Origin of the sequence: Achromobacter xylosoxidans, from assembly GCF_001457475.1 — a bacterium.
Taxonomy (GTDB): domain Bacteria; phylum Pseudomonadota; class Gammaproteobacteria; order Burkholderiales; family Burkholderiaceae_B; genus Achromobacter; species Achromobacter xylosoxidans.
Window position 1 is genome coordinate 4,936,574 of the sequence record NZ_LN831029.1, and the last position, 20,279, is coordinate 4,956,852.

Below are 20,279 nucleotides of genomic sequence, written 5' to 3' on the forward strand. Positions count from 1 at the left end.
GGAATCGCTAGTATCCGCGCATCCCGACAGCGTCGGTCACCACAGGCCAGTCCATGAAGCGTCTTCCTCTTCACATCGTGGTATTCGCAACCCTGGCCCTCGGACTGGCGATGACGCGTCCGGCAACGGCCGAACAAGGCTGTCCCGATGGCTACACCATGGCCGCCGTGGGCACCGCCCAGTGCATTCCGATTCCCGGGCTGTACCAGGTGCCGGGCGGCTACCAGGCGCCGCCGCCCCCGCCGCCGGTCCGCTGGGAACAACGCTGGGGCGCCATCGCCATGGATGCCGTCACCGGCAAGGTTGGCGTGGCCGGCAGCAGAAAGAGCCGGCAACAGGCCGAAGACGACTCCGTGGCATCCTGCGCCAAAAAAGGCGGCGGCGACTGCCGCGTCCAGGTCTCGTACGCCAACCAATGCGGCGTGATCGTCTGGGGCAACGGCATCGCCGTCTCCCGGTTCGCCCCCACGCTCGAGGCCGCGACGGATATGACGCTCGCCGAGTGCAAGCGGGAAAGCGGCGGCGCCTGTGAGGTATTCTTCTCCGATTGCAGCATGCCGGTACGGGTGCAATAGCCCGCCGCCCCTTTCCCCGAGCCTTCGCCATGCCCTTGGACACCACCCACCTCGTCACCGACGCCACCGCCCTGCAAGCCCTGTATGGCGAACCGGGCGAAGCTTCGCTCAAGAAGGAAGTGGACCACGTCCATCCGCACTACCGCGCCTTCATCGAGGCCGCGCCCTTTGTGGCGCTGGCCACCTCGGGCCCCGACGGCCTGGATGTGTCGCCGCGCGGCGATCCCGCCGGTTTCGTCGTGGTCGAGGATGAAAAGACCTTGCTGCTGCCGGACCGGCGCGGCAATAACCGCATCGACAGCCTGCGCAACATCCTGGCCGAACCGCGCGTGGCGCTGCTGTTCCTGGTTCCCGGCGTCAACGAGACGCTGCGCGTGAACGGCAGCGCGCGCATCAGCGTCGACCCGGCGCTGCTGCAACGCTTCGAGATGGACGGCAAGCAGCCGCGCTCGGTCCTGATCGTCGACGTGCAGACCGTCTACTTCCAGTGCTCGCGCGCCCTGCTGCGCTCGCGGCTGTGGGACCCCGCCACCCAGATCCCGCGCACGGCGCTGCCCAGCGTCGGCCGCATGCTCTCCGACCTGAGCGCCGGCACCTTCGACGGCGCGGCCTACGACCGCGACCTGCCGGCGCGCGTGGCCAGCACGTTGTATTGAGTCTCTGCCGCTGAATCGAGCGGAACGCCGCCCGGGATGCCGCTGCGCATCCCGATGATGCTGCAAACATCACACCGCGACGTGTGCCGTCACCATCAACCCGATACCCTGACATCCATGCGTTAACGGGTGCCCGCCAAGGCCCCGCGACCTCATCGATGGACGGATCTTCGGCGTGCCGCTCGAACCTACAGACTTTTATCGATCGCATCTGCGATCACTGCATGTGGCGCTGTTGCGCCATCCGATCGGCATCGCTCATTTGAGCGGCCGCGGCATACGGCTGGACGGCAGGACCCTTGTACCGGGCGAACTCATCCACGGCATGGATCGGATGATCTCGACACTCGAGTTCGCCCACCTGTTCACCGTTTTCAACGGAAGCCGGGTCCACGCGCAGTTCGCCCGCAAGCCCCTTCACGATGCCCCGGCGGGGCTGTACTTCTCCATCATCAACAACGGCATCATCCAAAGCCCGAACAAGAACAGACTGGGACTCTACCGCGCACGCGACAAACACGACAGCACGCTTATCGTCAAGAACATGCACATCGACTGCATATGCCTGGCGCACCACGCGCCACCGGGTCTTGGCACCATCGCCTTCGCGCTGTCAGCAATTACCGCGCATCTGGCCGGGCTGTCGCATATCTCGCTGGTCGCGGCCGGTGGCCCGGGCGCCAGGAAACGCTACGTCGGCTACCGGATCTGGCCAAAATTCGGCTTCGACGCCGACATCGCCTCCGATGAGCTGGCCGCCGCGCCATATTTGCAGGGCTGCCAGACAATCCAGAAAATCTTGGCCAGGGACCCGGCCTGGTGGGATGCCCACGGCACCCAGCGCATGATGCTGTTCGACCTGGCGCCTCACAGCACATCGTGGGGAAAGCTGCTACGCTACGTTCGTAAGGTCTTCAACGGAGGCTCCGATGAGCACCGTCCATTCGCGTAAAACCGCTTTCTCCTGCACGCAGCAGGCGCCAAGCCTCGCCATCTCCTTGTCGCTTGAGGGCGTTGAGCCGACCGACGCGCAGACCTGGGCCCAGATCGAGGCCGCCGCGCGGCAGCCCACCCACGGACGACGGTATCCGGAGATCGCCGAAGTCCCAGACCGTTCAAGCCGCAATGGACGAATGAAAGGCGAGCAATGATAGGCGGCGCCCTCCTGCAAGCCGCCCCCTGCCGCCCATGAGCCTCTTCGGCATCTTCATCCTGGTCCATGGCATCGTCCTGCTGCCCTTTCTGCCCTGACGCTCCCCACGCCAGGCCGACCCGCCAGGCACCGTCGTAAAAGCCTCCGGCGCCCGCTCCCCCACCCCGCCCCGGCCCGATACAATCACGGGCATGAATTCCGCAACACAGACCACCGCCGCCGAGGCCCACGCCGGCCACACCCCCATGATGCAGCAATACCTCCGCCTGAAGGTGGAGGCCGGCCCATTGCTGCTGTTCTATCGCATGGGTGACTTCTATGAAATGTTCTATGAAGACGCGGAACGCGGCGCGCGCCTGCTCAACCTGACGCTGACCAAGCGCGGCTCGTCCAACGGCACGCCCATCCCCATGGCCGGGCTGCCGGTGCACGCGATGGAGCAGTACCTGGCGCGGCTGGTGGCGATGGGCGAGTCCGTCGCCATCTGCGAGCAGATCGGCGATCCCGCTGCCTCCAAGGGCCCGGTCGAGCGCCGCATCGTGCGCATCGTCACCCCCGGCACGCTGACCGACGACGCGCTGCTGCCGGCCAAGGCCGACCGCGCGCTGGCCGCGGTGTTCGTCACCGGCAATGCGCGCGCGCCGCGCGCCGGTCTCGCATGGCTGAACCTGGCCAGCGGCGACTTCCGCGTCACCGAATGCGCGCCGGCGCAGCTCGAATCCGAACTGCACCGCATCGCCCCGGCCGAAATCGTCTGCGCCGACAGCGCCGAATTCGACTTTCCGTTCGAAGGCGCCCGTTCGCGCGTGCCGGACTGGCACTTCGAAAGCGACGGCGCCCGCGCGCACCTGCTCGCGCATTTCAAGACCGACACGCTGGCCGGCTTCGATATCGAAGACATGCCGGCCGGCATCTGCGCCGCCGGCGCGCTGCTGCGCTACGCCGCCCGCACCCAGTCGCAGGCGCTGGCGCACGTGCAGAGCCTGTCGGCCGAGCGGCCCGGCCAGTTCGTGCTGCTCGATCCGGTCACGCGCCGCAACCTGGAGCTGACGCAGACGCTGTCGGGCGAGGATTCGCCCACGCTGTTCTCGCTGCTGGACGGCTGCCGCACGCCGATGGGCAGCCGCCTGCTGCGCCGCTGGCTGCACCATCCGCTGCGCGACAACGCCCCGGCCCAGGCCCGCCAGCAGGCCATCTCGACGCTGCTGGCCGGCCGCATGGACGTCGAACAGACCTTCGGCTCGGCCGGCCTGCTGGAAACACTGCGCGGCGCGCTCAACGCCTTCCCCGACATCGAACGCATCGCCGCGCGGCTGGCGCTGCGCTCGGTGCGCCCGCGCGAACTGGCCAGCCTGCGCGACGCCCTGCAAGCCTTGCCGGCGCTGCGCGACCTGGTCGCGCCGATGGCCGCATCGCCGCGGCTGAACGACTTGGTCTCGCACCTGTCGGTGGACCCGGCGCTGGCCGCCCTGCTGGTGCGCGCCATCGCCGCCGAGCCGGCCGTGGCGATCCGCGACGGCGGCGTGCTGGCCACCGGCTTTGACGCCGAACTGGACGAACTGCGCGCCCTGGCCGCCGACGGCGGCGACTTCCTGGTGCAACTGGAAGCGCGCGAACGCGAGCGCACCGGCATCAGCAACCTGCGCGTCGAATTCAACCGCGTGCACGGCTTCTACATCGAGGTCACCAAGGGCCAGACCGCCAAGGTGCCGGAAGACTACCGCCGCCGGCAGACGCTCAAGAACGCCGAACGCTACATCACCCCGGAACTCAAGACCTGGGAAGACAAGGTGCTGTCGGCGCAGGACCGCTCGCTGGCGCGCGAAAAGTGGCTGTTCGAGCAGCTGCTGGACGTGCTGGCCGAACACGTGCGCCCGCTGTCCGATTGCGCCGGCGCGCTGGCCGAACTGGACACCCTGGCGGCATTGGCCGAACACGCGCGGCGGCACGACTGGATCGCCCCCGAATTGTCCGAGCAGGCCGACATCGATATCGACGCCGGCCGCCATCCCGTGGTCGAACAGGCCATCGAGCGCTTCACGCCCAACGGCTGCCGCCTCGATCCGGCGCGCCGCATGCTGCTCATCACCGGCCCCAACATGGGCGGTAAATCGACCTACATGCGGCAGGTGGCGTTGATCGTGCTGCTGGCGCGCATCGGCAGCTTCGTGCCGGCGGCGCGCGCCCGCATCGGCCGCATCGACCGCATCTTCACCCGCATCGGCGCCGCCGACGACCTGGCGGGCGGACGCTCGACCTTCATGATGGAGATGACCGAAGCCGCCGCCATTCTCGCGGCCAGCACGCCCAACAGCCTGGTGCTGATGGACGAGATCGGCCGCGGCACCTCCACCTACGACGGCCTGGCGCTGGCCTGGGCCATCGCCTGCCGCCTGCTGGCGCACAACCGCGCCCTGACGCTGTTCGCCACCCACTATTTCGAACTGACGCGCCTGCCGGCCGAACAACCCGCTTCGGCCAACGTGCACCTGGCCGCGGCCGAATCGGCCGGCGGCATCGTGTTCCTGCACGAAGTGCGCGAAGGCCCGGCCAGCCGCAGCTACGGGATCCAGGTGGCGCAGCGCGCCGGCGTGCCCGCCGCCGTGATCCGCCAGGCCACCCGCGAACTCGAACGGCTCGAGGCGCAGGGCGCGCCCACGCCGCAGCTCGGCCTGTTCTCGGCCGCGGCCGACGCCGACGCGCAGGCCTATGCCGAAGCCGATCGCGCCGACGCCATCGAGGCGCTGGACACGCTGCGCGAGGAACTCGCCGGCATCGACCCCGACAGCCTGACCCCGCGCGAAGCGCTGGACGCCCTCTACCGCCTGAAGAAGCACCTGCAATGAACCTCGACCATCCCCTGCCGCTGCTGGGCAACCAGAGCCCCAACGACTTCATGCGCCGCTACTGGCAGAAGAAGCCGCTGCTGATCCGCCAGGCCATCCCGGATTTCAAGCCGCCGGTCACCATCGCCGCGATCAAGAAGCTGGCGCGCCGCGACGACGTCGAATCGCGCCTGATCTGGCGCGAGAACGGCGAATGGCAGATGGAAAACGGCCCCTTCGCCCGCCTGCCCAAGGACAACGAAGGCGACTGGACCCTGCTGGTGCAAAGCGTCGACCTGCACAGCGACGCCGCGGCCGAGCTGATGCAGCAGTTCCGCTTCATCCCGGACGCGCGCCTGGACGACGTGATGATCAGCATCGCCAGCCATGGCGGCGGCGTCGGTCCGCACTTCGACAGCTATGACGTATTCCTGCTGCAAGCGGCCGGCGAGCGCGAATGGCGCTACGGGCGTCAGAAGGACCTGTCGCTCGAACCCGGCCTGCCGCTCAAGATCCTCAGCCATTTCCAGCCCGAGGAACAAGCGCTGCTGGCGCCCGGCGACATGCTCTACCTGCCGCCGCAGGCCGCGCACGACGGCATCGCCGCGGGCGACGGCTGCATGACCATCTCCATCGGTTTCCGGGCCCCCACGCAAGCCACGCTGGCGCGCGGCCTGCTCGAAGCCGCCGCCGACCAGGTGATGGCGCGCGTCGGGCTGCTGGGCGGTCCCTATGGCGAGCCGGCGTTGCCTGGCCCCAGGCTGTCGGCCGTGTACCGCGACCCGGCCCAGGCCGCCGTCGCCACGCCGGCGCAGGTGCCGGACGCGCTGGTCGCGGCCACGCTGGAAACCGTCAGCAAGCTGCGTTTCGACGACGCGCTGGCCTCGCGCTTCCTGGGCTGCTGGCTGACCGAGCCCAGCAACCTCAGCGTGTTCGACGGCCCCGAGGGGCTGGACGTGGACCTGGAAGAAGACTGGCCCGCCAGCGGCAGGCTGGTGCTGGATCGCCGCAGCCGCATGCTCTATCGCGGCAAACAGCTCTTCATCAACGGCGAGACCGCCATGACGCCGGCCGCGCCTGCGCTCTGCAAGCTGGCCGATGCGCGCAGCCTGGACTGCGCCGATCCGGCCTGCGCGCGCCTGTCCGACGAGGCCCGCGCATGCCTGGCGGACTGGCTCGACTCCGGCTGGCTGCATTACGTCGCCTCGTAGTATCCAGACACCTGCGCGTATCCATCTTGCACAGAACGCAATGAGGTCTGTGCGCAGGGTCACATAAAGCAAGACAACACACCGCCCGGAAAGGTTTGTTGCCGTTGGGATGCGACCTTTTTAACTTTCACACTCGCATCGCTTACGGCTTCCTGTAGCCTGGATTCTGGTTTCCCCTGACGGGGTTTCAAGAGTCGTCATCTACAGGAGTCTAAAAATGATGAGCAAAACCTTGATTATTGCCTCGGTGCTGGCGGTGTCGCTCAGCGCGTGCAACAAGAAGGAAGATGCCCCGGCGCCCGCGAACAACCCCACGCCGGGCGCCAGCACCCCGGCGCCCTCGAGCACGCCGCCGGCCACCTCGCCGGCCCCGGCCCCCACCCCTGGCACCACGCCCGGCGGTGGCTCGACCACCCCTGGCGGCTCGACCACGCCCGCTTCCTGATCAGCGAACAACCCCCGCGCTGATCACGGCAAACAAAAACCCCGGCCTCGCGCCGGGGTTTTTGTTTGCGCGCAGCCGCCGCGCCACGGCCATGCCCTTTGTCCTGCGGCCGATGAGCGCCAGCCCCGCGCACAAAGAAAAAGGCCCGCAAGGGGCCTTTTCCGGGTCCATACGAGCGCCGTGGCGCTCGCCGGGGATGTGGATCACATCTTGTCTTTCAGCACGCTCAGCAGGCGCTGGGCGGTGGCGCTGTTGTCGCGTTCGCCCTTGGCATCCAGCACCGTGACGGTGGTCTGTTCGCCGCTGCCGACCAGATGGATGCGGTACTGCGGCGCCTCGGCCTTCTTGTCGCCCGAGAACATGCGGCTGAAGAAGCCCGGCTGGTCGATCTTCTCGCCGGTGTCGGTGTCGACGTAGCGCACGTAGTAGTCGCCAGCGGAACGGTCGCGGTCCTCGACCGAGAAACCGCCGCCATCCAGCGCCACGCCGACACGGCGCCAGGCCCGGTCGAACGACTCGCTGACGATCAGGGCGGCGCCCTGGGTGCGGACGTCCTGCTGCACCGCGGGCTTCTGCGGCGCGGCCTCGGCCTGCTGCACCAGCTTGCGGGCGTTGTCGACGTCGGTGCCCAGGTAGACCATCATGCGCGCCAGCATGGCGGCGTTCAGGCCCGGGTCTTCCTTGCCATTCTGCCATTGCACCTGGGAGCCGTCGTTGCCAACGCGCTTTTCCAGCATCTGGCGGTGGCTGACGTAGATCTCGGTGTGGCCGTTGACGCGTTCGACGCGGGTGCGGAATTTCTCGCGCTCGCCGCTGTCCCAGGCCGATTCCAGCACCGCGCCCAGGGCCTGGCGCAGCCAGCTTTCCGGGATCTTGGCGCGGTTTTCCGCCCAGTCGGTCTCGATCAGGCCGGCGGCCGGATTGTTGCTGGCGACGGTGAAGCCGTTTTCGGTCCAGAAGTCGACCAGGCGCGGGAACACGTCCTCGGGCGCGCGGTCGACCACCAGCCAGCGCAGGTCGCCGTCGCGTTCGACGCGCATGTCCTGGCGGTTGGGCAGCACGTTGCTGGCCTTGGGCGCGTTGGCCTGGGCCTGGCCCTGCTGCTGGAATTGCGAGTAGGTGGTCGAGCCCGACGCCGGCGCGCGGTAGCGCGGATCGCTGGCGGCCTGGGTCAGGTCGGGCGGGATGCTGAGCGGCTCGCCACGTTGCGTGACGGCGCTCTTGTAGTTGACGGACTCTTCATTGCCCAGGAATTGGTTGACCTCGCTGCAGCCGGCCAACAACACCAGAGACATCAATGCCGACAGACCGGCATGACGCTTGTTCATACGTATCCTCACGATATTTAGAGCAGGCCCGTTTCCTGGAGCGCGCGACGCACCGTTTCGTGGTGCGGTGCGCCCAGTTCCACCAGCGGCAACCGGTAGCCCAGTGCGGTGCGGCCCATTTCGGCCAGCGCCCACTTGACGGGAATAGGATTGGCTTCAACGAACAAAGCCTTGTTCAGACGGGCCAGGTGCGCATTAAGTTCACGCACCTTCGGCACATTGCCCGCCAGGGCGGCGGCACAGAGGTCGCGCATCAGCTTGGGCGCGACGTTGGCGGTCACCGAAATGTTGCCGCGCGCGCCCAGCAGGATCAGGGCGGCGGCGGTGGGATCATCGCCACTGAACACCTGGAAGCTGGCCGGTGCCTCGCGCAACAGCAGGCCGCCGCGGGCGATGTCGCCGGTGGCGTCCTTGATGCCGATGATGCCCGGCACCTGCGCCAGGCGCAGCACCGTTTCGTTGCTCATGTCGGCCACGGTGCGGCCCGGCACGTTGTACAGGATGGTCGGCAGGTCCACGGCTTCGGCGATGGCGCGGAAGTGGCGGTACAGGCCTTCCTGCGAGGGCTTGTTGTAGTACGGCACCACCGACAGGCCGGCCTGCGCGCCCACCGCCTTGGCGTGGCGCGTGAGGTGGATGGCTTCGTCGGTGGAGTTGGCGCCCACGCCGGCAATGACCGGGATGCGGCCCGCCGCATGCTCGACCGCCACGCGGATCAGTTCCGCGTGTTCTTCCATGGAAACCGTCGGCGATTCCCCGGTGGTGCCCACCACCACCAGCGCATCGGTTCCTTCCTGGATATGCCAATCGATCAACGACCGGTAGGCAGCGTAGTCCAGGCTGCCGTCGGGCTGCATCGGGGTGACGAGGGCCACCATGCTGCCCTGGAAATTAACGCCTGCGGCGGTTGCAGGGGATGCCATAAATGAGGGGCTCCAAAGCCCCACGGCGGGATGCCCCAGGGCCAGAATCAGTGAAACCGCTGAGTTTAACGGATATTGGCCAAAATCCTAGAGGAACCACTGAACGATCGTCGTTCCCAAAGCCAATACCGGACGCATCAATATCCAGAGCACGTCGGTCACCAGCAGCACCACCACGATCACCAGCCCATACGGCTCGATTTTCGAGTATTGCCAGGCCAGGCGGTTGGGCAGCAGGCTGAAAAGGATGCGTCCCCCATCCAGCGGCGGAATCGGCAGCAGGTTCAGCGCCATCAGCACCAGGTTGACCTGCACGCCGGCCATCGCCATCTCGAACCAGAAGCTCTCCTGCATGCCCGATTCCAGGAACAGGCGCAGCGAAAACACCCACAGGATGGCCATCAGCAGATTGGCGGCGGGTCCGGCCAGCGCCACCCACAGCATGTCTTTCTTGGGACGGCGCAGGCGGCCGAAATCCACCGGCACCGGCTTGGCCCAGCCGAACAGCATGCCCGGGCTGCCCAGCAGCTTGGAGGTCAGCAGGATCACCACCGGCACCAGCAGCGTGCCGATCGGATCGATGTGGCGCGCCGGGTTCAGGCTGACGCGGCCGGCCTGGTACGCCGTCGGATCGCCGAACATGCGCGCGACATAACCATGCGCGGCCTCGTGCAGGGTGATGGCGAAAATGACCGGTATCGCGTAGACCGCGATGGTTTGGATGATCTCGTTCATGGCGAACCGGATTGTAGAGGACCCGCGTGGCCGCGCCGGGGGGCCATGCGCGGCGGTGACTTCAGGCCAGGCCCAGCGTGGCCGGGTCGCCGCGTCCCACGCGCACCACCACCGGCTCGGCGCCGGTCAGGTCGATCACGGTGGTCGGCGAATGCGGGCACGCGCCGGCGTCGATGATGGCGGCCAGCTCGTGGGCGTAGCGCTCGCGGATGTCCTCGGCGTCGTTCAACGCTTCGGTCTCGTCCTTCGGGATGAGGGTGGTGGACAGCAGCGGCGCGCCCATCTGTTCGAGCAGGCCGAGCATCACGGCGTGATCCGGCACGCGGATGCCGATGGTCTTGCGCGACGGGTGCGAGACGCGCCGCGGCACTTCCTTGGTGGCTTCCAGGATGAAGGTCCAGGGGCCGGGCGTAGCGGCCTTGAGCAGCCGGTACTGGCGGTTGTCGACGCGCGCGAAGTGGCCGATCTCGGCCAGGTCGCGGCAAAGCAGCGTGAGGTGATGGCGCTCGTCCAGGCCGCGCAGGCGGCGCAGGCCGTCGGCCGCGTTCTTGTCGTCCAGGCGCGCGACCACCGCGTAGCTGGAATCGGTGGGCACCGCCACCAGGCCCCCGTCGTTCAGCCATTGGGCGGCCTGCTTGAGCAGGCGCGGTTGGGGATTCGCGGGGTGGATATCTAAATGGAGAGCCATGGGTTTATCCTAACACTCTTGAAGGCCGCTTCACCATGGGCGGCCACGGCAACACATGGCGGCCATGCCGGCCCGCCCGGAGACACAGTATGCGCCTGGACGATTCCCGCGAAAGCGACAACGTGGAAGACCGCCGCGCCAGCGGCCCGCGTATCGGCGGCCGAGGCACCATCGGCATCGGCACCATCGTGCTGGCCCTGGTGGCCATGTATTTCGGCGTCGATCCCAGCGTGGTGCTGCAGATGGCCGAAGGCCCGCCGGCGCAGCAGCAACAGGGGCCGGCCGCCCGGCCGCCCGCCAACGACCCGCAGGCACGCTTCGTCGCCAAGGTGCTGGGCGAAACCGAGGACACCTGGAGCGCCATCTTCCAGAAGGACCTGAACCGCCAGTACGTGCCGCCCAAGCTGGTGCTGTTCCGTGGCGCCACGCCCACGGCCTGTGGCACCGGCCAGGCGGCGATGGGGCCGTTCTACTGCCCGGGCGACAGCAAGGTCTACATCGACCTGGCGTTCTTCGACGAATTGCAGAACCGCTTCAAGGCGCCCGGCGATTTCGCCCAGGCCTACGTCATCGCGCACGAGGTCGGCCACCACGTGCAACACCTGCTGGGCATCTCCGACCAGGTCGACAACCTGCGCCGCCGCAACCCGTCGCAGGCCAATGCGCTGTCCGTGCGCATGGAACTGCAGGCCGACTGCTTCGCCGGCCTGTGGGCGCAACGCGCCAACGCCGCCCGCAACATCCTCGAGGGCGGCGACGTCGAGGAAGCGCTGGCCGCGGCCACCGCCATCGGCGACGACCGGCTGCAAAAGCAGAGCCAGGGCTACGTGGTGCCGGACGCCTTCACCCACGGCTCGTCGGCCCAGCGGGTGCGCTGGTTCAAGCGCGGCCTGGAAGGCGGCGAGCTCAAGCAATGTGATACCTTCGCCGCCAGCTCGCTGTAGCCCCGGCGTGCCGGCCGCGACGCCATTGCGCCTGTATATCCATACAGCGCGCGGACCGAGGGCGTCTTCATCTTGTAAGATTACGCCCCCGCGCAGACCAAGCGCGGGCCAGAGCTCCCGCAAGGGGGCTTTTCCCGCTGGGCGGCCCGGCGGCGCATTTCCAGACACCAGATCCGTTCCATGGCCAACAAGTTCGAACCGTTAATCACCGCTGATGAGGTGCAAGAAATCCTCGCGGAGCCCAAGGAAACCGTCAAGCCGATCACCTGGATCCCCAAGCCGGCCGCCACCAGCATCCAGTGGATGGAGTTCGCCAGCCCTTGCCGCATCAAGGGTGAAGTGCGCGACGACGTGATCTTCCGCGCCACCTACCGCGGCGCCCGCACCGACGTGCACGGCCAGGCCACCATTTTCCTGGCCGAGGCGTTCTGCGCCAGCCTGTTCGTCGGCCCGCACCGCGTCCTCGGCGTCGACACCGACGACTCCTTCCACACCAGCCTGGTGGGCGAAGGCCGGCCGCAATACCGCAAGCCGCTGGCGGACCGCAGCCACGAACACATCTGGGTGGACGAAGGCGAAGGCTACGCCGAACCCATCGTGCCCGCCCTGCACACGATCGCCGAGCTGATGCAGTACTTCCTGCCGAGGGCCAACCTGACCCTGACCGGCGGTTTCGCGCATCCCCTCAAAGGCCGACAAATCGAACTGATCCTATGAGCAATTTCCTGGAAGCCTCCGGCTGGACCGTCCTGCCGGCGGGCGAGCACGCCATCCGCGCGATCTCGCCGATGACGCTGGGCCTGGACGGCCAGCACGCGGCGTTCTTCATCGCCCATCCGGACGACACGTCGTTCTATCTCACCGACGCCTGTGAAACCGCGATGCATGCCTCCAGCTACGGCATCGAACTGGCGCCCAAGCGGATCGACATCCTCAACGAAACGCCGGGCGTGAGCCTGGCGCACTTCGACAAGTCGGGCGCCATCGTCGCCAGCGGCCCCAACGAGCAGTTGCAGGAAGCGCTGTGGGACGCGGTCAAGCTGGCCATGGCGCTGTCGTTCCAGTGCGCCAAGTGGATGCCGCGTTTCAGCCAGCTGCGCTTTCGCGCCCAGGTCGGCCGGGCGCTGGCGGCCGGGGTCGGCCCCAATCGCATGGTCAAGGGCGCGCGCGCCAAGGGCAGCAGCGGCCATACCGCCGACTTCGCCTTCGCCGTGCGCGCCGCGGGCAGCACCGCGCTGACCTACATCGAACCGATCGCGCTCAAGGCGGGCAAGAAAATGGATTGGACGCAGGTCTACCAGACCCACGGCAAGATGTCGGACGTGAAAATGGCCGATGCGCGCAACTCGCGCATGGTGATCCTGGAGGATGGCGCGTCGGCCGAGGAACTCAGGAAAGCCGTGACCATCCTGGAACAGTCGGCCAGCGTGCTGACGCTGGCCAAGACCCGCGACTGGCGGGCGGTGTTCGCCGCGGAATAGCCGCCGCCGCGGACCGCGCCCCATCAGCGCCGGCCGGCGGCGTCAGGATGGCATGTTGGTCAGGCCGTCGACGATTTCGCGGCCGTGCAGGATGGCGGCATGCACCGCTTCGCGCGGACTGAAGACAAAACCACCTTCGGCAAAGCGTGGCACGGGATATTCGTCGCCACCTTCCAGCACGGCGCCAGCCTGGACCACCATGACCGATGCGATGAAAACGGGGCCGCTCGGCAACGCTTGGACTTCATCGCCCGCGCCCCGGGACACCTTGGCCGTCAGCCGGTATCCCTTGTAGATCAAGTTGTTCTGATGCACTTCGGATGCCCTCTATCTGCGACCCAGCATACCGCGCCTGTTCATGACAGTTCGGATAAGTTTTGTAACCCAGGCATCCGATAGAAACATTGTTGCACCGCGCTAATTGCGTCCCCGTTTCCCTGGCGGCCTGCCCGCCACGCCGACAGGCAGGCAGGACGCGGCTGACAGCCGGACGCGACCCGCGCCCGGCCGGGGCCGCGTCGATCCGTCCCGGGGATTTCCCTAAAGCTGTTGCGAAAGCGCACTATCGGGGGGCTGCATGCCCGTGGCCCGCAGGTAGTCGGGCAAGGTCCAGCCCCGGCCCAGCAGGAACATGCGGGTGTGCAGATCGCCCAGCACCTGCGGCGTCACCGCCGGCCCCAGGTAGGTCAGCCGCTTGCGCCGCAGGTCGGCATAGCCCAGCGGATAATCGCGAGCAAGCCCCAGCCACAGGCGATGCGCGCCGACCGACTGGCGCGCCCCGCTCATGATGCACAGCCCCGCGTCCAGGGCCCAGCGATAGACCGCGGTGGCCAGCCCCATGCCCTGGTAGGGCGCGGCGTACTTCGAATGCGGCGCGCGCACGTAGGGATCGGCGCGCCGCCCCACTTCGATCAGCCGGTTGAACACCGTGTAGCCCGCCAGCCGGCCGCGCCGCGCGTCCACCACATACACGTAATACTCGCCATCGGCCTCGCGGTAGCGAAGCACCATGCCAGGGATGTCGGTTTGAACCTCCGGCAATCCATGCAAGCGGTCCGAAGGACGATTCATGCGGTCGTGGATGGCATCGAGTTCGGTCTCCACTTCGCGCGGAGCGTGATTGACGTCGATGCGCAGTTCCGTCGCGATAGGCAAGGCGCGGCGGAAAGCGTGCAGGGCCAGCGTAGGCAAGGCCACCTCCTGTACAGGGCAAATGCCCGATGAAAAAAAGATGTGCGCCCGCCCGCGACCTGCCGGTCCGCGGGGGCGCGATGAAAATCCGCCTCGAAATGGTCCTAGGCGGCGTGGCCGCCCGTCAGGTTCCAGTCCACCGCGTCGGCGGCCGCCTCCCCGGGCATGCCGAAAAACGCCGGGAACTGGCGCGCGCCTTTGCGCGTGACCGACAAGGCGCGCGAGTCCAGGTCCTTGTCGACCCAGCCGCGCCGCAACAACGCCTCCAGCAGCGCGGCGCCGAGCGCGCCGCCCAGGTGCGAGCGGCGCTCGCTCCAATCCAGGCAGGGGCAGGCAAAGCGGCGGCGGCGCTGGCGCGCCTGCGCCACATCCACCCCGACCTGTGCCAGCGAGGCCTCGCCCAGCGGCGTCAACACATAGTCGCGGCCATCGGCCGCCAGCCATTGGCGCGCCAGCATCGCATCATGGACGCGCACGGCCAGCGTGCCCGCCATGTGGTCATAACAGGTGCGGGCCTCGCGCAGCGCCGATGGCGTGTTGGGCTTGAATGGCGCGCGCTCGGCGCCCGCCACCACCAGCAACGCTTCCAGCGCGCGCGCCACTTCGGCATTGGCCAGCCGGTAATAGCGGTGCTTGCCCTGCGCCGCCTGCTCCACCAGGCCCTGCTCGCGCAGGCGCTGGAAATGGCTGCTGGCCGTGGACGCGCCGATATCCGCGGCCGCGGCCAGTTCCGTGGCGGTGCGGGCGCGGCCATCCAGCAGCACGCACAGCATGCGCGCCCGCGCCGGATCGGCGATGGCGCCCGCGACGGCGGACAGATTGATATCGGCGAACTCGGATTCCATGATTCGGTCCCGGCCAAAGTGTTGTGTACAGGCACAAGCATACTGCGAGTCATCCCAACAAGACAGCCGGCGCCGCCGGCCACCGCCATGCGCGACACCCCGGTTTTCTTCGGCTGGAAAGTTCTCTACGCCACCTTCGTGCTGGCCGTCTTCGGCTGGGGCGTGGGCTTCTACGGTCCGCCGGTCTTCCTGCACGCCGTGGTGCAGCGCACCGGCTGGAGCGTGGCGCTGGTCTCGGCCGCGGTCAGCCTGCACTTCCTGTGCGGCACGCTGATCGTGGCCAATCTGCCGCGCCTGTACCGGCGCTGGGGCGTGCCGGCGGTGACCCTGGCGGGCGCCGTTGCGCTGGCGCTGGGCGTGTCGGGCTGGGCGCGCGCGGCGGCGCCGTGGCAGCTGTACGCGGCCGCGCTGTTCTCCGGCATGGGCTGGGTGACGCTGGGCGCGGCGGCGGTCAATGCGCTGATCGCGCCCTGGTTCGTCAAACGGCGCCCGGCCGCGCTCGGCATGGCCTACAACGGCGCCAGCGTGGGCGGCATCGTGTTTTCGCCGCTGTGGGTCTTCCTGATTTCCGGCTACGGTTTCGCGCAGGCGGCCTGGTGGATCGGCGCGACGATGGTCATCGTGATCGCGATCCTGGCGCGCAAGGTATTCGCCGTCACGCCGCGCCAGTTGGGCCAGCACCCGGACGGCGTGGCGCCCGACCCGCAGTCACCGGCCGCGGCCGCCACGCTGGCGCCGGTGCCGCGCCTGTGGCGCGATCGCGCCTTCCTGTCGCTGGGCGCCGGCATGGCGCTGGGCCTGTTCGCGCAGATCGGCCTGATCGCCCACCTGCTGTCATTGCTGGCGCCACTGCTGGGCGCGCAGACCGCCGGCATCGCCATGGGCCTGGCCACGGCAAGCGCCATCGCCGGGCGCAGCCTGGTGGGCTGGCTGATGCCGCCGTCCGCCGACCGCCGCAAGGTCGCCTGCGTATCGTATGGCGCGCAGATCCTCGGCTCGCTGGTCCTGATGCTGGCGGCGGACCACGCCTGGGCGGTGTGGGCCGGCGTGCTGCTGTTCGGCGCCGGCATCGGCAACGCCACGTCGCTGCCGCCATTGATCGCGCAGAGCGAATTCGGCCGCGAGGACGCCTTGCGCGTGGTGCCGCTGATCGTCGCCGTGTCGCAAGGCGCCTATGCGTTTGCGCCGGCGGTGTTCGGCGTGCTGCGCGCCATGGCCGGCCAGGACGGCCAATCGATGTTCGCATTCCTGGCGGTGGCGGCCTGCCTGCAAGCCGCCGCGATCGCCTGCCTGGCATGGGGCCGCGGCGCGGCCTGGCGGCGCGGACTCAGTCCAGCCCGCCGCGACGCGCCACCAGGCCGGCCATGACGGCGTCGCCCTGCTCGTCGGCCAGCCCCTGCGCCACCCCTTGGCGGTCGGCGGCGTTGCGGTTCTGGCTGACCTTCCATTTGCCCTCGATGCGCGTGATGGCGATTTCCACGCCGACGATCGCCCGCATCTGCGCGGCGATGAAATCGTCGGGCGCATCCTCGACGCGCCAGGGCTGGGCCCGCGCCTTTTCCTGCGCGTCGGTCAAGGCGCCGATCTGCGCGCGCACCCAGGCCGGATCGTCATGGATCCGCGGCGTGCCCCACACGTGCACGGCCACGAAGTTCCAGGTCGGCACCACCTTGTGGGTCTCGGCCTTGGTGGCGTACCAGGACGGCGTGACATAGGCCTGGGCGCCGTGGAACACCACCAGGCACTCGGCGCCGTCGGCCAGCTCCCGCCACTGCGGATTGGCCCGCGCCATGTGCAGGCGCAGCACGCCCCGCGGCCCTTCGGGATACAGCAGACAGGGAATGTGGTTGGCCATCAGCCCGCCGTCCCCGCTGGTGGCCAGCACCCCCAGGGGATGGGCGCGGATGAAGTCGTGCTGGATATCGAGCGAGTCTTCGCGGAAGGCGGACGGCAGATACATGGCGGCAATGGCTGGCTGGAGGAAAAACACACCATAGCGCCGCCCTGGCCCCATTGCCAGAGCCATCCAGCCATCAATTCATGGGGCCACAACGTGGCGCCGCCCTCCGCCGCGCCGTCCGTGTCAGGCCAGCGCCTTCACCAGCAGCACCGTGGTGAAACCGCTGTCCCATTCCTCGTCGGGATAGGTGTCGATCTCGGCATAGCCCTGCTTGCCGTAGAACGCGCGGCTCTGCATGTTGAAGGTATCGGTTTCCAGCCGCGCCTGGCCGAAACCGGCGCGGCGCATGCCGTCCTCGGCCAGCGCCAGCAGCGCCGCGCCCACGCCACGCCGCTGCATCGCCGGATGCACGTGCAGCGCCCAGATGAAGTTCTTTTCCCAGTCCACCATGCCCGCCACCCGGCCTTCGGCTTCGCACACGTAAAAGCGCGCGCCGCGTTCGGCGACATAGCGCGGGATCTTGCCGCTGTCCAGGAAATACCGATATTTCTCGGGCGTCATCTGCGGTCGCCAGGTGCCTTCGTAGGTCGCGGTCAATATGTCTTCCAGCGCCGCCGCATCGTCGGGGCGCGCCAGCCGGATCGTCAGGGTGTTCGGGGTTTGCGTCATGCGCGGCAGTGTAGCAACCGCGCCGCCCGTCATCGTCGGACGCGCTCGTAGGCCTGGTTCATGCGCTCGCGCGCCGCGGTCTCATGCGCGTAGGCGCGGTCGTATGTGGCCAGACAGGCCGACGTCGGATCGGGCCATTTGATGGCGGCGACGGCGGCGGTCAATTCGTCGCGCGCGCGCTGCCATTCCTTGACGGCGGCGTACCATTCCTTGGTCGTGTCCATAGCTCCCTCCCTATGTGCACACCCCGATCGTAGCCCCGCTGGCGCTGGCTGCGGTGATTCATTCAGCGACGCAAATGGATGAGTCCGATGCGTGGCGGGATGGCTGCATTTGGCCGAGCGCGGCGACACGGTAAAATTCGCGCATCCGGACCGTCCGCGCACGATGGCAACGCCGGACAGCCCCGCGAAATCGCGGCCGCGCGGCCACCCGGCCGCGGCCCGCAGGGGCCATGCACGCCACCCACCCCGCCCGCGAACGATCGCGCGGCCCGATTCGATACCGGATAAAACGCCTCCCATGAGTGAACGCGGCGCCGCCGCCGCGGTCGTATGTCAGCCAGCCCGCCACGTGGCCGCCTTTCCCGGCCATCCGCGCTTGCCGCGTCCTCTCTCACGAAGCGATGAATATTGACGTCAACCCTCACTTACTCGCTGGCACGGCTAATGCTACTGTTCGGCCTGTGCAAGGAGTACAAGCAATGGATCAGAAAACCAAACCCTGGGCGTTCCCCAAACCCCACCCGGAAAACACCCCGCGGGGCGAACGGAACAAACAGGAATTCGACGCGCCCCCCGCGGGCAAGCCGTCCACCACGGCCAAGCCTCGCGCCAAGAAACCCGCGGCCACGGCCGGCGCGGCCAAATCGTGACACGCCCTTGACGTGACGCGCCCCCTTGATGTGACACACCCTTGACGCCGTCAGCATCCGCCATGCCCGCGCCCGCCATCGTCCCGCCCTGCCGCCGCCCCGGCGCGGGCATGCGCGGCCCCAAACGTCCGGCCGCGCCACGCATCGGCGCGCGCGGCCCCCGCCCATCGTGAACCCGTTCATGAATCCGGCGCTGCGCGGCGCCGGCAAGATCACCGCCGTGTTCTTCAGTCCCGACGGCGAGCTCGCGGCGGTGGCCTCGGCCTTTCCGCTGTTGATCAATCCGCGCGCGCGCGCCGTCTATGGCGGCGCCACCCTGCGCTACCGTGTCGGCCTGTACCGCCGCGGCGAGGCCGCGCCGTTCGCCACCTTCGACGCGCTGCGCCTGCCGGTCAACGACGTCGCCTTCCATCCCACCCGGCCCGCGATTGCGATCGGCGCGGGCAGCTACGATGGCGGCTATCTGTTCGAAGGCGACCTCGTCATCTGGAACTGGGCCGACGGCCGCAGCCGCCGTCCCTGCCTGCATGTCCCGGAAGTGGTCCGTTGCCGCTACCTGGACGATGCCGGGCAGCTCGAAGCCTGGGTCCGTCCATGGGATGAATCCTGGGACGAGGACGACGACCGCGCCGCGCCGGCCGCGGATACGCTGCTGCGGATACGGATCGATGATTCCGACGCGGCCTGGCGCGCCGGCGAACCCGCCGCGCTCGACCTCGACGAAACCACCGCCATGGTCGACGCCACGCCGCCGGACGATGGCCTTGCGGTCACGCGCCTGGCCGACTGGTCCGGCCTGCCCGACCTGGGCCTGCGCGGCGCGATCTGGGACCTCGCCTGGCTCGACGCCGATACCCTTGGCGCCACCCACGACGCCTGCCTGCTGGACCGCTATGACCGCAACGGCGAGCTGCTGTCGCGCCACGAAGGCGGCGGCCGCGGCAGCGAAATCCTGCCCGCGGCGGCGGTCACGGTGCACGCGCTGGCGCCCCCCGATCCGGCCGACATTTTCCGGCGCGATTCCCGCCTGTACGTGCTGCGCGACGGGCAACTGGCGGCGGCGCGCGACTACGCCGGCGGCGCATACACATTCTCGGTCGACGCCGATGGCCGCCTGCTGGGCCGCCAAGACCGCGTCGGCAGTCGCGCGCGCGGCGCCGCCGACATCCTGCTGGATCCGGCGCTGGCCCGCGAACAGCGGCTGGACGTCGGCCATTACGATTGCTTCAACCACTACATCGGCATCAACGGCGCCCCCTGCCTGTTCGCGCTGCAAGGCACCCCGCCCGGCTCGCACGAGGGCAAGTACCTGTGCATCGTCCACCCTGACGGCCGCATCGAACGGCTCTGGCCCGTGCTCAAGCCCGATCGCACGCCGGCCAGCCATGCCATGGAATGCCGCGGCGCCTACGTCGACGACGCCCTCGGCGCGGGCGTCGTCATCGCCGGCAAGCACTATTCGCCCACGGTCGACGGCGCCTACCGCGGCTTCATCTACCGCAAGAGCCTGGCGCGCGGCCAGGAACGCTGGCGCCATGCCACGCCGGCGTCGGCCAGCGCCATCGTGCTGGCCGACGGCCTGGTGACGGCGGCCTTCCTCGACGGCAGCCTGATGCTGATCGACGCCCGCACCGGCGACCTGCGTCTGTCGGCCAAGGTCCGCCTGGACGGCATCGCCACGGTGATCTACGCCATGGCGGCGCGCGACGGCATCCTCGCGATCGGCACGCTGGACGGCCGCATCGCGCTGGCCAGGCTGGCCGACCTGCCCGCCAGGACCGGCGCGGACGGCAACCTCGATCTGGCATGATGGGCCTGTCGCCGGCCTTCGGGCCG

General features: G+C 68.5%; 23 protein-coding genes. 13 read left to right on the forward strand and 10 right to left on the reverse strand.

The window, feature by feature from the left end; all coding sequences use genetic code 11:
* Positions 1–53: 53 nt before the first annotated feature.
* From AT699_RS22135 to AT699_RS31175, 7 genes are all read left to right on the forward strand, one after another.
* A complete protein-coding gene (locus tag AT699_RS22135) occupies positions 54–575 on the forward strand; it encodes a DUF4189 domain-containing protein (RefSeq protein ID WP_006386506.1) in 522 nt (173 codons plus the stop codon).
* A gap of 29 nt (positions 576–604) precedes the next feature.
* Positions 605–1,231 (forward strand): pyridoxamine 5'-phosphate oxidase family protein, encoded by a 627-nt coding sequence (locus AT699_RS22140; RefSeq protein WP_024069884.1) that lies wholly within the window; start codon positions 605–607, stop codon positions 1,229–1,231.
* 175 nt (positions 1,232–1,406) lie between these two features.
* Positions 1,407–2,183: a hypothetical protein gene (locus AT699_RS22145; RefSeq protein WP_024069885.1), complete on the forward strand. Its 777-nt coding sequence runs from the start codon at positions 1,407–1,409 to the stop codon at positions 2,181–2,183.
* Positions 2,161–2,382, forward strand: coding sequence for a hypothetical protein (locus tag AT699_RS31695; protein ID WP_131727059.1), 222 nt, complete (start codon positions 2,161–2,163; stop codon positions 2,380–2,382). Before AT699_RS22145 ends, AT699_RS31695 begins: the two co-directional genes overlap by 23 nt.
* A gap of 193 nt (positions 2,383–2,575) precedes the next feature.
* A complete protein-coding gene (mutS, locus tag AT699_RS22150) occupies positions 2,576–5,230 on the forward strand; it encodes a DNA mismatch repair protein MutS (protein WP_024069886.1) in 2,655 nt (884 codons plus the stop codon).
* On the forward strand, positions 5,227–6,420 hold the full coding sequence (locus AT699_RS22155; RefSeq protein WP_024069887.1) for a ribosomal protein uL16 3-hydroxylase: 1,194 nt from the start codon (positions 5,227–5,229) through the stop codon (positions 6,418–6,420). The genes mutS and AT699_RS22155 overlap by 4 nt, the downstream gene beginning before the upstream one ends.
* A 217-nt stretch (positions 6,421–6,637) precedes the next feature.
* Positions 6,638–6,865, forward strand: coding sequence for a hypothetical protein (locus AT699_RS31175; protein ID WP_006386500.1), 228 nt, complete (start codon positions 6,638–6,640; stop codon positions 6,863–6,865).
* 203 nt (positions 6,866–7,068) lie between these two features.
* On the opposite strand, the gene bamC is transcribed toward AT699_RS31175, so the two are convergent.
* From bamC to AT699_RS22180, 4 genes are all read right to left on the reverse strand, one after another.
* Complete coding sequence (gene bamC / locus AT699_RS22165; RefSeq protein ID WP_006386499.1) at positions 7,069–8,193, reverse strand: outer membrane protein assembly factor BamC; 1,125 nt, start codon at positions 8,191–8,193, stop codon at positions 7,069–7,071.
* 17 nt (positions 8,194–8,210) lie between these two features.
* On the reverse strand, positions 8,211–9,116 hold the full coding sequence (dapA, locus tag AT699_RS22170) for a 4-hydroxy-tetrahydrodipicolinate synthase (RefSeq protein WP_006386498.1): 906 nt from the start codon (positions 9,114–9,116) through the stop codon (positions 8,211–8,213).
* 87 nt (positions 9,117–9,203) lie between these two features.
* Positions 9,204–9,851, reverse strand: a complete 648-nt coding sequence (locus tag AT699_RS22175; protein WP_006386497.1) for a site-2 protease family protein — start codon at positions 9,849–9,851, stop codon at positions 9,204–9,206.
* Positions 9,852–9,912: 61 nt separating this feature from the next.
* Complete coding sequence (locus AT699_RS22180; RefSeq protein WP_006386496.1) at positions 9,913–10,539, reverse strand: L-threonylcarbamoyladenylate synthase; 627 nt, start codon at positions 10,537–10,539, stop codon at positions 9,913–9,915.
* An 89-nt stretch (positions 10,540–10,628) separates the two neighbouring features.
* Here AT699_RS22180 and ypfJ point away from each other — a divergent pair, with 89 nt between their 5' ends.
* From ypfJ to AT699_RS22195, 3 genes are all read left to right on the forward strand, one after another.
* On the forward strand, positions 10,629–11,483 hold the full coding sequence (gene ypfJ / locus AT699_RS22185; protein ID WP_006386495.1) for a KPN_02809 family neutral zinc metallopeptidase: 855 nt from the start codon (positions 10,629–10,631) through the stop codon (positions 11,481–11,483).
* 180 nt (positions 11,484–11,663) lie between these two features.
* Positions 11,664–12,200 carry a hypothetical protein gene (locus AT699_RS22190; protein WP_006386494.1) on the forward strand — a complete coding sequence of 179 codons (537 nt, stop codon included), beginning with the start codon at positions 11,664–11,666 and terminating at the stop codon, positions 12,198–12,200.
* A complete protein-coding gene (locus AT699_RS22195) occupies positions 12,197–12,964 on the forward strand; it encodes a DUF1828 domain-containing protein (protein WP_006386493.1) in 768 nt (255 codons plus the stop codon). The genes AT699_RS22190 and AT699_RS22195 overlap by 4 nt, the downstream gene beginning before the upstream one ends.
* A 42-nt stretch (positions 12,965–13,006) precedes the next feature.
* Here the strand turns inward: AT699_RS22195 and AT699_RS22200 are convergent, their stop codons facing one another.
* From AT699_RS22200 to AT699_RS22210, 3 genes are all read right to left on the reverse strand, one after another.
* Positions 13,007–13,279, reverse strand: a complete 273-nt coding sequence (locus tag AT699_RS22200) for a hypothetical protein (protein WP_006386492.1) — start codon at positions 13,277–13,279, stop codon at positions 13,007–13,009.
* 225 nt (positions 13,280–13,504) lie between these two features.
* Positions 13,505–14,155, reverse strand: a complete 651-nt coding sequence (locus AT699_RS22205; RefSeq protein WP_006386491.1) for a hypothetical protein — start codon at positions 14,153–14,155, stop codon at positions 13,505–13,507.
* 104 nt (positions 14,156–14,259) lie between these two features.
* Positions 14,260–15,000, reverse strand: coding sequence for an ArsR/SmtB family transcription factor (locus AT699_RS22210; RefSeq protein WP_006386490.1), 741 nt, complete (start codon positions 14,998–15,000; stop codon positions 14,260–14,262).
* 87 nt (positions 15,001–15,087) lie between these two features.
* Between AT699_RS22210 and AT699_RS22215 the strand changes: the two genes are divergently transcribed.
* Positions 15,088–16,368, forward strand: a complete 1,281-nt coding sequence (locus tag AT699_RS22215; RefSeq protein ID WP_024069888.1) for an MFS transporter — start codon at positions 15,088–15,090, stop codon at positions 16,366–16,368.
* Here AT699_RS22215 and AT699_RS22220 read toward each other — a convergent pair.
* From AT699_RS22220 to AT699_RS22230, 3 genes are all read right to left on the reverse strand, one after another.
* Positions 16,328–16,960 carry an FMN-binding negative transcriptional regulator gene (locus AT699_RS22220; RefSeq protein ID WP_026384422.1) on the reverse strand — a complete coding sequence of 211 codons (633 nt, stop codon included), beginning with the start codon at positions 16,958–16,960 and terminating at the stop codon, positions 16,328–16,330. The genes AT699_RS22215 and AT699_RS22220 overlap by 41 nt on opposite strands.
* Before the next feature lie 123 nt (positions 16,961–17,083).
* Positions 17,084–17,569 (reverse strand): GNAT family N-acetyltransferase, encoded by a 486-nt coding sequence (locus tag AT699_RS22225; RefSeq protein ID WP_058207630.1) that lies wholly within the window; start codon positions 17,567–17,569, stop codon positions 17,084–17,086.
* Between the two features lie 29 nt (positions 17,570–17,598).
* On the reverse strand, positions 17,599–17,793 hold the full coding sequence (locus tag AT699_RS22230) for a hypothetical protein (RefSeq protein WP_006386486.1): 195 nt from the start codon (positions 17,791–17,793) through the stop codon (positions 17,599–17,601).
* Between the two features lie 479 nt (positions 17,794–18,272).
* On the opposite strand from AT699_RS22230, the gene AT699_RS31990 reads away from it, so the two are divergent.
* Positions 18,273–18,443 carry a hypothetical protein gene (locus AT699_RS31990; RefSeq protein ID WP_162838314.1) on the forward strand — a complete coding sequence of 57 codons (171 nt, stop codon included), beginning with the start codon at positions 18,273–18,275 and terminating at the stop codon, positions 18,441–18,443.
* A 181-nt stretch (positions 18,444–18,624) separates the two neighbouring features.
* On the forward strand, positions 18,625–20,253 hold the full coding sequence (locus tag AT699_RS22235; RefSeq protein ID WP_024069891.1) for a PQQ-binding-like beta-propeller repeat protein: 1,629 nt from the start codon (positions 18,625–18,627) through the stop codon (positions 20,251–20,253).
* Positions 20,254–20,279 lie beyond the last annotated feature (26 nt).

What these genes read in the sequence shown, in the direction of transcription:
- AT699_RS22135 (WP_006386506.1), top strand. Translation starts at nt 54, where the DNA reads ATGAAGCGTCTTCCTCTTCACATCGTGGTATTCGCAACCCTGGCCCTC.
- AT699_RS22140 (WP_024069884.1), top strand. Translation starts at nt 605, where the DNA reads ATGCCCTTGGACACCACCCACCTCGTCACCGACGCCACCGCCCTGCAA.
- AT699_RS31695 (WP_131727059.1), top strand. Translation starts at nt 2,161, where the DNA reads ATGAGCACCGTCCATTCGCGTAAAACCGCTTTCTCCTGCACGCAGCAG.
- mutS (WP_024069886.1), top strand. Translation starts at nt 2,576, where the DNA reads ATGAATTCCGCAACACAGACCACCGCCGCCGAGGCCCACGCCGGCCAC.
- AT699_RS22155 (WP_024069887.1), top strand. Translation starts at nt 5,227, where the DNA reads ATGAACCTCGACCATCCCCTGCCGCTGCTGGGCAACCAGAGCCCCAAC.
- AT699_RS31175 (WP_006386500.1), top strand. Translation starts at nt 6,638, where the DNA reads ATGATGAGCAAAACCTTGATTATTGCCTCGGTGCTGGCGGTGTCGCTC.
- bamC (WP_006386499.1), bottom strand. Translation starts at nt 8,193, where the DNA reads ATGAACAAGCGTCATGCCGGTCTGTCGGCATTGATGTCTCTGGTGTTG.
- dapA (WP_006386498.1), bottom strand. Translation starts at nt 9,116, where the DNA reads ATGGCATCCCCTGCAACCGCCGCAGGCGTTAATTTCCAGGGCAGCATG.
- AT699_RS22175 (WP_006386497.1), bottom strand. Translation starts at nt 9,851, where the DNA reads ATGAACGAGATCATCCAAACCATCGCGGTCTACGCGATACCGGTCATT.
- AT699_RS22180 (WP_006386496.1), bottom strand. Translation starts at nt 10,539, where the DNA reads ATGGCTCTCCATTTAGATATCCACCCCGCGAATCCCCAACCGCGCCTG.
- ypfJ (WP_006386495.1), top strand. Translation starts at nt 10,629, where the DNA reads ATGCGCCTGGACGATTCCCGCGAAAGCGACAACGTGGAAGACCGCCGC.
- AT699_RS22190 (WP_006386494.1), top strand. Translation starts at nt 11,664, where the DNA reads ATGGCCAACAAGTTCGAACCGTTAATCACCGCTGATGAGGTGCAAGAA.
- AT699_RS22195 (WP_006386493.1), top strand. Translation starts at nt 12,197, where the DNA reads ATGAGCAATTTCCTGGAAGCCTCCGGCTGGACCGTCCTGCCGGCGGGC.
- AT699_RS22210 (WP_006386490.1), bottom strand. Translation starts at nt 15,000, where the DNA reads ATGGAATCCGAGTTCGCCGATATCAATCTGTCCGCCGTCGCGGGCGCC.
- AT699_RS22215 (WP_024069888.1), top strand. Translation starts at nt 15,088, where the DNA reads ATGCGCGACACCCCGGTTTTCTTCGGCTGGAAAGTTCTCTACGCCACC.
- AT699_RS22220 (WP_026384422.1), bottom strand. Translation starts at nt 16,960, where the DNA reads ATGTATCTGCCGTCCGCCTTCCGCGAAGACTCGCTCGATATCCAGCAC.
- AT699_RS22225 (WP_058207630.1), bottom strand. Translation starts at nt 17,569, where the DNA reads ATGACGCAAACCCCGAACACCCTGACGATCCGGCTGGCGCGCCCCGAC.
- AT699_RS22230 (WP_006386486.1), bottom strand. Translation starts at nt 17,793, where the DNA reads ATGGACACGACCAAGGAATGGTACGCCGCCGTCAAGGAATGGCAGCGC.
- AT699_RS31990 (WP_162838314.1), top strand. Translation starts at nt 18,273, where the DNA reads ATGGATCAGAAAACCAAACCCTGGGCGTTCCCCAAACCCCACCCGGAA.
- AT699_RS22235 (WP_024069891.1), top strand. Translation starts at nt 18,625, where the DNA reads ATGAATCCGGCGCTGCGCGGCGCCGGCAAGATCACCGCCGTGTTCTTC.